This window comes from Streptomyces sp. NPDC015144, assembly GCF_043079735.1.
Lineage (GTDB): Bacteria > Actinomycetota > Actinomycetes > Streptomycetales > Streptomycetaceae > Streptomyces.
Map to the genome: position 1 here is coordinate 1 of NZ_JBIBUU010000012.1, position 12,116 is coordinate 12,116.

A 12,116-nucleotide genomic window follows, 5' to 3' on the forward strand; every position below is an offset into this window, starting at 1 on the left:
TTCGACCTCGTCGACTACGGCGTCGTCGGCGACCTCTTCCAGGTCGTGCCCCAGCTCACCGAGGAGATCAACGCCCGCAAGGGCTGACACCCCCCCCCGGGACGGCGAACGGGTGCGGGGCCGCGCGGTACACACCGCACGGCCCCGCACCCGTTTCCCGTCACCACTCCGTACAGCAAAAGCGCGGTAAAAGCACGGCAAAACGCGCACGTCAAGCGGTCCTTCGGACCACCTGAGCGATCCTTTTCGGACTTTCCCGCTCCCCGGGTACCCACGGACCGGAGAAGCCCCTTCGGCGGCCCTATGCTCTACACGTTTGTAGAGAACGGGAGCCGTCGTCGGCGTTCCCGGGCTCCCCCGTACGCACATAAGGGAGTGGACGCCTCCATGGTGTTCAAACGACTGCTCGGCTCGCTCGGCGTGGGCGGCCCCACCGTCGACACCGTCCTCGCCCCCGGGGCGACCGTCCCCGGCGGCCCGCTGTCCGGTGAGGTCCGCCTCGAGGGCGGCAACGCCGACTTCGACATCACGCACATCACGCTGGAACTCGTCGCCCGGGTGGAGGCCGAGCACGCGGAGGGCGAGGACGAGCACGTCGTGGCCTTCGAGCGGTTCACCGTTGGCGGCGGCTTCCGGCTGGCCGGGGGCGAGCAGCGCACCGTGCCGTTCACGGTGACACTGCCGTGGGAGACACCCGTCACCGAGCTGTACGGGCAGGGTCTCGGCATCGTGCTCGGCGTACGCACGGAACTCTCGGTCGCCGGGGCCAGGGACAAGGGCGATCTCGATCAGCTCGTCGTGGGGCCGCTGCCGGTGCAGGAGGCAATCCTCGAAGCGTTCGGACAGCTCGGCTTCGGCTTCAAGTCCGCGGACCTGGAGGCCGGCCGGATCGGCGGCACGGGTCAGCAGCTCCCCTTCTACCAGGAGATCGAGCTGTCCCCGTCGCCGCAGTACGCGTACGCGTTCAAGGAGATCGAGGTGACCTTCCTGGCCACCGCGGGCGGCATGGAGGTCGTCCTGGAGGCCGACCGGCGCGGCGGGCACGACGCGCTCACCCGGTTCACCGTCGCGCACGACGGCATCCACCACCAGGACTGGACCGCCCTGGTCGACGGCTGGCTCCAGCAACTGGCCGCGCACCACTCGGTGTACGCGGAGGGCTCCGCGTACGGGCACGGCGACCCGTACGCCGGTCACCACGGTCACCACGGCCACCACGACGAGGAGCGCCGCTCCGGTCCGGGCCTGGGCACGGCCGTCGCGGTGGGCGCGGCCGGGCTCGCGGTCGGTGTCGTCGGCGGTCTGGTCGCCGCCGAAGTCGTCGACGAGGTGGGGGACTTCTTCGAGGGCGACGACGAGGACGGTGACGACTGATGTTCGGCATCAGTGAGCTCGCGATCGTCCTGATCGTGGTCATCCTTCTTTTCGGCGCCAAGAAGCTCCCCGAACTGGCCCGTTCCGCGGGCAAGTCGGCCCGCATCCTGAAGGCCGAGGCCAAGGCCATGAAGGAGCCGCAGGACCCCGGGGCGGCGCAGGGCCCGCCCCGGGTCATCCAGGGCGAGACCGTCGCCCGGAACGAACCCACCGCCCCGGCGACCGACCGGGGACCGCACATCTGACACGGCGCGGCCGGTCACCGGGCCGATCGGGCCCCGGCGACCGGCCGCGTCGTCCGGGCGTCGCCGTTCACCCGGAAGCGGAATCACCTGACGGGCCGGGACCGCCCGACGGGCCGGAGCCACCCGTCGGCGCTGGTCCGTCGGAGCGGCGCGCGAGGAATTCCTGGAGCTCGCGGTGGCGGAACTGGTAGGCGGTCCCGGCGGTACGCATCAGCCCCGCACCGCAGCACCAGTCGAGGAAGCGCCCCAGACGCCAGGGCAGCACCCGGTCGGACCACCAGCCGCGCGTGCAGAGCAGCAGGACCACGTAGCGGGTGCCCGCGGCTCCCAGGGCGGGACCGGCGCCGGTCCTGAGCAGCGGGCCGAACACCCGCCAGGGCCGGAACAGCAGATCGAGCGTGCCCCGGAACCCGCAGCGGAACAGCCGGTTGTAGAGGAGCGCGAGAGCACGCCCGCCGCCGAGCCCGAAGAGCACCAGGTAGATGAGCACCGCTCCGAGCGCGAGGACCGGGCTCAGCGCGTACCAGTAGAACGGGATGAACCCGATCCCGACCACGAGGCCGGTCACGATCCCGGTCACGAGGTCGTCCTTCACCATGGCCCGGGGCGATGTGTTCCCCCGTTCCGTACGGATCTCGGGCAGGTCGGAGAGCACGCCCGCCAGCCCCGAGCCGACCAACGCCCCGCCGAGGAGCCCCAGCACCGCCCCGTACACGAGCCCGATCGTCAGTCCGACGACATCGCCGATGTCGAACACGACGACGAGCCCTCCCCAGAAGAGGCCGCCCGCGATCCCGTTCAGGAGCTGGCGCCGTCCCGTCCCGGTTGCGACGGTCACCCGTTCCAGCCGGGACGGGACGGGCCAGGGAGGAGCCGCCACGAGGAGGCCGCCCAGCACCATGAGCGCCACGTTCATCACGTACACGCGCCAGTCGTCGAGCAGGGCAGCGGACACGTCGGCGACGGCCCACACCGCGACGGTCAGCAGGACATGGACGGTACGGGTGCGGCGGGGCCCGGCGAGCGGCCACAGTTCGTGGAGGACGAGATCGGTGCCGGACAGGCGCCGGCCGGCCACCTCGCCGGTACCGGCGTTGTTCGCCTGCAGGTAGCGGGCGAGAGTCGTCAGCCAGGTGTCCACCTGTCGTGGGGTGTAGGGCGCCTTCCGGCCGCCCGTGGCGGGGGCGTCGCGGATGAACAGGTGCAGCAGCCGGTCCCGGACCTGCTCCGGGGTCTCCGGGGCGGGGTCACACAGCTCCCGGGGGTCGTGGGCCCAGTTGCCGTCGGGGCCGGACTCGTCGTGGACGGCGAGGGCGATGGTCAGCCGCCAGGGAGTGGACAGACCCTGGGCCAGCGGGCCCGTCGGGTCGGCGCGGAGGGCTTCGAGGACCGGTGTCCATCGGCGCGGGTCCTCGGCGCGGGCGGCGATGAACGCCTCGGTCGCGGCCAGGCCGACGGGGGCGATGTCGATCCGGGAGGCGTCCCGCGCCCACAGGCCCGCGGCCTCCAGGGCGTTGTAGGCGCTGTGGCGGCAGGTGAGGATGAGCTGTCCCTTGACGACGCCGTGGACGTAGGCGTTCATGGCCTTCAGGGCGGCGGCGGCGCGGGAGCCGCGCCCGGGTGTCCCGCTGGCGTCCATCTCGTCGAGCCCGTCGAGCACGGGAAGGACCAGCCGGGCATCGACGAGGGCGGCCGCCGAGGCGGGGCGCAGCCGGTGGGCGCGGGCGAGTTCGTCGACGAGCCAGGTGGTAAGGCTGTCGCGGTGCGGGTCGAAGGTGGACAGCGACAGCCGTACGGGGACGGGGTCGCCCGGCCTCCGGTCGGTGAGGAGGCGCAGCATGAGGTGGAGGGCGAGGACGGTCTTGCCGGCTCCGGGAGCCCCGGTGACGACGAGACGGCCGGGCCGGAGCGCGCTGTAGTAGGCGGCGACGTCCTTCAGTGTGCCGTGGGGCGCCGCCCCCGCCCCGTGGTGGGCCGGGGAGGGCAGGAAGCCGAACTCCAGGTCGATGGTGTCGGTACTGCTGCCGAGGAGCCCTGTGTGGACTTCCTCCTCGTGTTTCCTGATGACGACGGCGAGACGCTCGGCGAGCGCGGCGGCGTCGGTGTCCGTGCCCGCCTGGGCCACCCCCGCCTGATAGAGGCTCACGACCGTCAGTACCAGGCCGGCCGCCCCGAGCACCAGCCCTCCCGGGTCCACGTCCCCGGTACCCGCCCGTACGGCCGCGGCGACCGCCGCCCCCACGGTCACCACCGTCAGCACCAGCCAGCCCCGGCGCGGCTGCCGCATCACGACGGACATCGCTCCCGTCACCTGGAGCGCGAGCGGACGCGGAAGAGGGCGGCGGCCGCGCAGGCGACGGCTCCCAGGGCGGCGGCCCCCACCGCCAGCGGGATCAGGGTCCCGGTACCCCGGCTACCGGTCTCGGCCATGGCGCCGGAGGGGCCGGACGGCTTCTCCCCGGCCGTGTCCGGCTTCGTCCCGTCGTTCTCCCGGTCCTGGGACGCGCCGGTGGTACCGGAGGTGCTCGCGCCGGCCGTGCCGGACGGGGCCGGTCCGGTCGTCGTCCCTCCCTTCCCGACGATGTCGAACGACGCCACGACGTCGTTCTGGCCGGGGTCCAGGCTGCACGGCAGACCGACCTCGATGGTCAAAGGACCCACGCGGGCGCTGACATGGGCCTTGAGGTCACCAACGGCGATCGTCGCCCGGCCCGGCTTGTCGAAAGTGCGGGTCGGTGCGGCACCGGTCGCCTTGATCACGAACGCTCCGGACGCCGGAACACTGGTCCTGGCCACCCGGAACCGTACGCTCACGGGGGTGCCGCCGGTGCCCGGTGCCGTGACCCGGGCCCGTACGTCGACGGTGCCCGAGAGCTCCTCGACATGGGCCTTGCGCAGCTCGCTCGCGTCGGCGGCGCTCACCGGCACCGCCGCGTGGATGACGAACTTCGGGGTGGCCTCACCGACCACGGCCGACGCCGGGACGTCCGCGTCGATCCTCACCTCGCCCCGCCGCTGCTCCTCCTTCGAGAGGGAGCAGGTGTACCGGAGTGCGGGCGCCGCCGGGTCCGCGACGGCGGACCCGGCCCCGAACACTCCCACTCCCGCGAACGCGACCACCGCGGCCGCCGCCAACCCCCGGGCTCCGCGGCCCGCCGGGCCCGGACGAGCGGCGCGGGACGTGGCGCGCCGCTCGCGCGCGTGCGGATTCCGGATCAGTTCGTCATGTGCCATCTCGGTCCTCAGTCAGTGCTCGTACCTCGGGTGTTCGGGGGTCCGGCGCGGAGTGCGGGGCCGATGGGCTCCTCGGTCGTCCGGGACCCGGCGCGCCCTCGCGCGTGCAGCGGACCCTGCGGCCACCGTAGGACGCGGCCGCGCGTCCGGAATTGCGCGTGCGCGTAGAAAAGTTGTCACGGCGCGCAGCGGAGCGAATTCGGCGCACACCCGTGCGGAACGCGCCGCCCTTTGCACACTGCCCGGCCCCACTGTCGTCCACTACGCTATTGCGGCGCCTTTGGACGGACTCTTGCCATGAGCGCGAGAACCGGATGCGGGTACGCGCACGGTGAGACGGTGAGAAGACCTGGGTGAAAGGTGTCTTCGATGGCCTTGGGAACCTACACGGTGAGTTCATGCACTACCCAGGACGTGACATCACGTGACCGCGCCGAATTCTGGGGTGCCCATGTGACGTCGTATCAGAGCCGGATGAGCTATCGGTATGCGCGCACCGACGATTTCCACGCGGGAACGGTCCGCCAGCACACCGACACCTACCAGCTCGTCCAGTGGTGGTCGGAAACGATCGAGTACACCCGCACCGCGCGTCAGACGCGGCACGACCCGGACGAGGACTACCGCCTGGTGCTGCCGGTCTCCGGGGAGATGGTGCTGCGCCAGGACGAGCGGGAGCTGCGGCTGGCACCGGGGACCGGGAGCCTTCTCACGTTCAGCACACCGTTCGAGCTGTCGCAGGACGCCTCCGCGCGGGCGTTCATCCTGTCGATCCCCGCCCAGGAGGTGAACGGGCGCCTGAACCGGTCGTCGCCGCTCGCCGTGCGCCTCGGTCTCGGCTCGGGGCTCGGCCGGGTGGTGGGCGACATGCTGGCCGTCCTGCACGAGGAACGCGCCACCCTGACCAGCAGCGCGTTCGACGCGGTGGCCGAGCGGCTGGTCGAGCTGGTGTGCCTGCTCGTCGTGGGCGACGACCGGCCCACCCCGTCGGGCCGCCTGCCGGAGGTGGAGACGGTGGTCCGCCGGTACGTCCGCGAGCACGTGGCCGACCCGCGCCTGAACGGTGCCACCGTGGCGCGTTCCCTGGGCTGGTCGCTCCGCCAGGTCCAGCTGGCCCTCCAGCACGCCGGGACGACCCCGAGCGAGCTGATCCGGGAGGAGCGGCTGCGGCTGGTGAAGGACCGGCTGCGGACACCCGCGTACCGGCACATGACCATCACCGACCTGGCCCACGCCTCCGGATTCTCCTCCTCCAGCGCTCTCAGCACCGCATTCCGGCGGCGTTTCGGAGTATGCCCCCGCGATATGCGGCGGGCGGGATTTCCGCCCGACGGCGATACGTGCGGGAGCTGACCGAAAACATTCGGATCTCCGGCCGTTTCCCTGCGCGACCGTCGGAATAGAGCCGAATCCGTTCTCAGGGAATCGGGCGGGGGAAGAATCACATGCCGACAGGCCGGACGAAGGACGTACGACGTGCGCCCCGGACCGCGGGCGGCCGGGGCGCACGTCCTTCCGTCATGGTGTCAGCAGGGGCGGACGTACCAGACGGGGGAGAAGTCGTACGAGGTGTACCCGTAGATGGTGCCGTTGGAGTCCCGGCCCCGGACGGAACCGATGACGGTGAACTGCCGGTTCATGAAGACGGCGGTCGTGCCGGTGGTCTGGTTGTTCCACACCGAGCCGGCCCCGTTCCACTGGACGAGCCGGTAGTCGCCGCACTGGTACAGGTCGAACCGGGTGCCCGTCATGTTCGGGCCGGTGTACAGACACACACGCAGGTACGCGCAGTCCTTCCCGTCACCCGTGGCGCGCACGCCGTCGACACCGTCGACGGACGCCTGGCTGTTGTCGCCCTGGATGGTCACCCCCTGCACGGACGGGGCCGTGTTCGCCTGCGCGGACGCGGCTCCGGTGACCAGCGCGAGCGGAACGAGCGCCGCGACGAGCAGGGCGCGCAGAGCGGTGACGAGCATGGTGCGTAAGGCCATGATTCCTGACTCCTGATCGCGTAGGACGGAGCGGCCCCGGTCGGCCGCCCCGGACGTGCGGGCGTGTGGGCGTGACGGCGCGGATCTCCGATGTCCGCGGAAGAACACTGCGCCGGTTTCCCGAAGCGCGGATGACATGCGTCTTCCCGTACACGTACACCTCCGGTAACTGATGGTGCGCCACCGACGGATCCGGCGGCAAACCCTTGGAGGCACCGGAGTGTTGGGTCCGTGTGGTGTTTCGCGGTGGGGGTCGCCGCTCAGCCGGTGTTGGGGTTCTGGAGCGTGGAGCTCCGGCCCGGGCGGGGCGTGGTCGCGGGGCAGTCGGGGTGGCAGATGTGGCGGGCCGGCAGATGTGGCGGGCCGGCAGATGTGGCGGGCCGGTCCCTCGGACGTCGGGACTCGCGGACGGGCGTTCGCCACCCGTCCCCTCTGCGGACTGCTGGTCCTGGCGGCCGTGCTCGCCGGGCGGGTCGGTACCCTCGGCTGAGGTGAACGGGCCCTGGAGGTGCTGGCTGTGCTGGTGGGACTGCGGAAGCGGATCGGGGCGGAACTCACCGCGACCATGCACGGCGGGGACCTCGAGCTGGAGCGGTACGCCGGGCCGCCCGGCGATCCCGGGCTGTTCGGCATCACGCCCGGGGATCCGGTGTGGCGGGTGCACGGGCAGGCCACCGGGATGCTCACCGGCGGGTTCGCCGCGCTCATGCTCCAGTCGCTGCACCCGCTGGCCATGGCGGGGGTCGACCAGCACTCCGACTTCCGCGCCGATCCGGTGGGGCGGCTGAACGGGACCGTACGGTTCATCACCACGACCACCTTCGGGTCCTCGGCCGCCGCCCGCGAGGTGATCGGCGTCGTCCGCCGGATCCACACCCGGGTGCACGGCACCGCCCCGAACGGCCGCCCGTACCGCGCGGACGACCCCGACCTGCTGACCTGGGTGCACACCGCCGAGGTGCACAGCTTCCTCGCCGGCCACCAGACGTACGCGCCCCGGCGGCTCCGGCTGACCCCCGCCGAGTGCGACGCCTACTACCGCCGGGCCGCCCCCATGGCCGAGGCGCTGGGCGCGCGGAACGTACCGCTCACCTCCCTGGAGGCCGAGCGCCACCTGACCCGCCTCCGCCCCGAACTCCACGCCACCGAGGCCGCGTTGGACTCGGTGCGGTTCCTCCGCCGCTTCGGACGCACCCGGCGGGAGCGGCTGGTCGTGCACCTGCTGATGAACGCCTCGGTCGGCCTCCTCCCCGACTGGGCCCGCGCCGAACTCGGCATCCGCCGCCCCGCCCTCGTCCGCGCCGCCTGGGACCGTCCCCTGGCGGCAGCCGTCGGCCGCGTCTTCCAGTGGGCGATCGGCCCCTCCCCGATCCAGGCCGCCGCCCGGGGGCGGCTCGCGGGGACGGCGCGGGGGTGACGAGGGAGTCGTCGCCCTCCGCGACGTGATCGACGAGGCCGGTGACTTCCCCGACCGGACGTCCCCGGCCCACTACCGCGACGTCGCCCGTGACCGGGCATGGCCGGCCCGCCGCCCGCCGTCGCGTGACGGGCCCGGCGGTCGCCCCACTACAGTGCTGAGCGAAGCACGTGCGCGATCGTCCCGTGTCGGAGCAACAGGTTCAGGGCCACGCCGCGCACGGGAAGGGAACAGAACCGTGCATGGCGAGTACAAGGTGCCCGGCGGCAAGCTCGTCGTCGTGGACCTGGAGGTCGAGGACGGCGTACTGCGCGAGGTGCGCGTCGCCGGGGACTTCTTCCTGGAGCCCGACGAGGCGATCCTCGCGATCGACGGCGCCCTGGAGGGGGCGCCCGCCTCGACGGACGCCGCGGGGCTGGCGGCCCGGATCACGGCGGCGCTGCCCGAATCGGCCGTCATGCTCGGGCTGACCGCGGAGGGCGTCGGCATCGCGGTCCGGCGGGCGCTGGCCCACGCGACCGAGTGGAGCGACTACGACTGGCAGCTCATCCACGAGCCCCCGCAGTCGCCCGCGCTTCACATGGCGCTCGACGAGGTCATCACCACCGAGGTCGCCGCGGGGCGCCGCCCGCCGACGCTCCGGGTCTGGGAGTGGGACTCCCCCGCCGTGATCATCGGCAGCTTCCAGTCCCTGCGCAACGAGGTCGATCCCGGGGGCGTCGAGCGGCACGGGGTCACGGTGGTCCGGCGGGTCTCCGGCGGCGGCGCGATGTTCGTGGAGCCCGGCAACACGATCACGTACTCGCTCTCGGTTCCGGAGGCCCTGGTCTCCGGGCTCTCGTTCGCCGACAGTTACGCGTACCTCGACGACTGGGTGCTCGGCGCGCTCGGCGACATGGGCATCAGGGCCTGGTACCAGCCCCTGAACGACATCGCCACCGAGGCCGGGAAGATCGCCGGCGCCGCCCAGAAGCGGATGGTCGGCCCGGACGGCGGACCGGGGGCCGTGCTGCACCATGTGACGATGTCGTACGACATCGACGCCGACAAGATGCTCGACGTGCTGCGGATCGGCAAGGAGAAGCTCTCCGACAAGGGCACCCAGAGCGCCAAGAAGCGCGTCGATCCGCTCCGCCGCCAGACCGGCCTCGCCCGGGAGCAGGTGATCGAGAACATGATCGCCTCCTTCCGCAACCGCTACGGACTGACCGGCGGCGAGGTCACGGCGGAGGAGATGGCCCGCGCCGAGACGCTGGTGCGGACCAAGTTCGCCACCGACGAGTGGATCGCCCGGGTGCCGTGAGGACCGGCCCCGGAAGGGACCGGGGCTATCCGGCGGGGATCTCCTGCTCGGTCCAGATGATCTTGCCGTCGGGGGTGTAGCGGGTCCCCCAGCGGCGGGTGAGCTGGGCGACGAGGAAGAGGCCGCGGCCGCCCTCGTCCGTGGTACGGGCGTGCCTGAGCCGGGGCGAGGTGCTGCTGGTGTCGGAGACCTCGCAGGTCAGCACGGACTGGCGCAGCAGCCGGAGCCGGATCGGGCCCGTGGCGTGGCGCACCGCGTTGGTGACGAGCTCGCTGACGATCAGTTCGGTCGTCATCGCCAGCTCCTCCAGGTCCCAGTCGCTCAGCTGCCGGGCGGCCTCGGCGCGGGCCCCGGCGACGGCGGCCGGATCGGTGGGGATCTCCCACGAGGCGACGTGGTCGGGGCTCAGCTCGTGGGTACGGGCGAGGAGCAGGGCGACGTCGTCGGGCTGCGGGACCGGGACAAGCTGCTCCACGACCCGGGCGCAGAGCGCGTCCAGGGAGAGGCCGCGCTGGGCGAGGGCGCCGCCGAGGCGGGCCATGCCGAGCTCCGCGTCCCGGTCCCGGCCCTCGATGAGCCCGTCCGTGTAGAGGCCGATCAGGCTGCCCTCGGGGAGGGTGGTCCGGGCCGTCTCGAACGGCATCGTGCCCAGGCCGAGCGGGGGCCCGGCGGGCAGTTCGGGGAAGCTGACGCGTCCGTCGGGGGCGACGACCACGGGTGGCGGGTGGCCGGCCCGTGCCATGGTGCAGCTCTGGGTGACCGGGTCGTACACGGCGTACAGGCAGGTGGCGCCGAGCACCGGGGGCCCGCCGTGTCCGTCGCCCCCGGGTTCCTCGTCGCTCAGGCGGACCACCAGGTCGTCGAGGTGGGCGAGGAGCTCGTCGGGCGGCAGGTCCATGTCGGCGAGGGTGTGGACCGCGGTGCGCAGCCGGCCCATGGTGGCGGCCGCGCCGATGCCGTGGCCGACGACATCGCCGACGACCAGGGCGACCCGGGCCCCGGACAGCGGGATCACGTCGAACCAGTCGCCCCCGACGCCGTCCTTGGCGTCCGCCGGAAGGTAGGCGGAGGCCACGTCCAGGGCCGTTCCGCCGGGCAGGGTGTGCGGGAGCAGACTGCGTTGGAGGGTCAGCGCGGAGGTGTGTTCCTGGGTGTAGCGGCGGGCGTTGTCGACGCAGACGGCGGCCCGCGCCACCATCTCGCGGGCGGGCAGGACGTCGTCCGGCTCGAAGGGGGCGGGGGTGTCCGACCGGATGAAGGTGGTCAGTCCGAGCACCGTGTCCCGGGCCCGCATCGGCACGCAGATCAGGGAGTGGAGTCCGTGCGCGCGGATGCTCGCCGCGCGGGCGGGCTGGTCGGCCGCCCAGGCGTGGTCGTCGGGGTCGAGCACGGGGATCAGGACGGGTTCGCCCTCGGCGAGGAAGCGCAGGCCGTGGGGCGGGGGCAGGAAGTCCACCGGCTCGCCGATCCGGCTGACGGCCTCCGGGCAGCCCTCGTGTACGGAGCGCATCCCGGCCCGGCGCATCCTCGGGCGCCTGGAGTCGGAGGCGGGGGTGGTGGCGGTACGGGCGAGTTCCGGGCCGGACAGGCCGACGCCCGTGGGCCAGGTGCCGGGGTCGTCGGGGCTGACGACCGGTTCCAGCAGGTCGACGAGGACGAGGTCGGCGAAGCGCGGTACCGCGAAGTCGGCCAGTTCCTGGGCGGTGCGCATCACGTCGAGGGTGGAGCCGATGCTGGCGCCGGCGTCGTTGACCAGGGCCAGCCGCTGCTGGGCGTTCCAGCGGTCGGTGACGTCCAGCACCATGTAGCAGAGGCCGGTGACCCGCCCGTCGCCGTCGGTCAGCGGCAGGTACGAGGTGGAGAAGGCGCGTTCGCGGCGCGGATCGGCCCAGGTCCAGCCCAGGTACTCGTAGTCGATGACGGGGATGCCGGTGTCCAGCACGCCGCGCATCAGGGTCTCGATGGAATCCGCCTCCAGCCCCGGGAGGACCTCGCCGAGCGTGCGGCCCACACGGTGCTCGCGCGGTACGCCGCTGAAGCGCTCCAGGGTGTCGTTCATCCAGACGTAGCGCAGGTCCGGGCCCAGCACCGCCATGCCGATGGGCGATCCGGCCAGGAAGGCGTCCAGCACCGACTGCCCGACGATCCGCTCCGGCCGCCGCTCGCGCCCGGAGACCAGGAAGCACTCCCGGCCGTCCATGTGGAAGGAGGCCGAGACCCGGAGGTCCAGCTCGATCCGGCCGCCGTCGCGCCGCCGCACGTCGGCGATGCCCCGCCAGCCCACACCCGCGCGGCAGCGTTCGGCGATCCCGGCCACCCGGACAGGGTCCTCGGCCATGGCGAGCAGGGCGCCACCGGACCGCCCGACCACCTCGGGGGCGCGGTACCCGAGGAGGTCTTGGGCGCTCTGCGTCCAGCCGACGACCGTGCCGTTCCCGGCGACCACCGCGGTGGCGTCGCTCGCCGTGTCGTAGGCGGGCCCGGCGGTGCGGGGCCGGGCGGGCCCGGCGCCGGGCTCCGGCTGCGGACCTGGACACGCCATGCCGGCCACC

The 12,116-nt window shown here is 72.8% G+C and carries 9 protein-coding genes; 5 read left to right on the top strand and 4 right to left on the bottom strand.

What is annotated here, in order from left to right; all coding sequences use genetic code 11:
• Positions 1-387 precede the first annotated feature (387 nt).
• Positions 388-1,374 (top strand): sporulation protein, encoded by a 987-nt coding sequence (locus ACF08W_RS20650; protein WP_392280115.1) that lies wholly within the window; start codon positions 388-390, stop codon positions 1,372-1,374.
• A complete protein-coding gene (gene tatA, locus ACF08W_RS20655; protein WP_385216300.1) occupies positions 1,374-1,619 on the top strand; it encodes a twin-arginine translocase TatA/TatE family subunit in 246 nt (81 codons plus the stop codon). Before ACF08W_RS20650 ends, tatA begins: the two co-directional genes overlap by 1 nt.
• 67 nt (positions 1,620-1,686) lie before the next feature.
• Here tatA and ACF08W_RS20660 read toward each other — a convergent pair whose 3' ends face one another.
• Both ACF08W_RS20660 and ACF08W_RS20665 read right to left on the bottom strand, forming a co-directional pair.
• Entirely contained in the window at positions 1,687-3,918 is a 2,232-nt protein-coding gene (locus ACF08W_RS20660; protein ID WP_392280116.1) for an NACHT domain-containing protein, read from the bottom strand.
• 8 nt (positions 3,919-3,926) lie between these two features.
• The gene (locus tag ACF08W_RS20665; RefSeq protein WP_392280117.1) at positions 3,927-4,853 is read right to left on the bottom strand and encodes a DUF6801 domain-containing protein; all 927 of its coding nucleotides are present in this window, start codon (positions 4,851-4,853) and stop codon (positions 3,927-3,929) included.
• A gap of 474 nt (positions 4,854-5,327) precedes the next feature.
• Between ACF08W_RS20665 and ACF08W_RS20670 the strand changes: the two genes are divergently transcribed.
• Positions 5,328-6,206 (top strand): helix-turn-helix domain-containing protein, encoded by an 879-nt coding sequence (locus ACF08W_RS20670; protein ID WP_392280118.1) that lies wholly within the window; start codon positions 5,328-5,330, stop codon positions 6,204-6,206.
• A gap of 173 nt (positions 6,207-6,379) precedes the next feature.
• Here the strand turns inward: ACF08W_RS20670 and ACF08W_RS20675 are convergent, their stop codons facing one another.
• On the bottom strand, positions 6,380-6,844 hold the full coding sequence (locus ACF08W_RS20675) for a peptidase inhibitor family I36 protein (protein WP_385216285.1): 465 nt from the start codon (positions 6,842-6,844) through the stop codon (positions 6,380-6,382).
• A 517-nt stretch (positions 6,845-7,361) separates the two neighbouring features.
• Between ACF08W_RS20675 and ACF08W_RS20680 the strand changes: the two genes are divergently transcribed.
• Positions 7,362-8,261, top strand: a complete 900-nt coding sequence (locus tag ACF08W_RS20680) for an oxygenase MpaB family protein (protein WP_392280119.1) — start codon at positions 7,362-7,364, stop codon at positions 8,259-8,261.
• 238 nt (positions 8,262-8,499) lie between these two features.
• Positions 8,500-9,564, top strand: coding sequence for a biotin/lipoate A/B protein ligase family protein (locus tag ACF08W_RS20685; RefSeq protein WP_392280120.1), 1,065 nt, complete (start codon positions 8,500-8,502; stop codon positions 9,562-9,564).
• A 25-nt stretch (positions 9,565-9,589) separates the two neighbouring features.
• On the opposite strand, the gene ACF08W_RS20690 is transcribed toward ACF08W_RS20685, so the two are convergent.
• Entirely contained in the window at positions 9,590-12,106 is a 2,517-nt protein-coding gene (locus tag ACF08W_RS20690; RefSeq protein ID WP_392280121.1) for a SpoIIE family protein phosphatase, read from the bottom strand.
• Between the last annotated feature and the right edge of the window lie 10 nt (positions 12,107-12,116).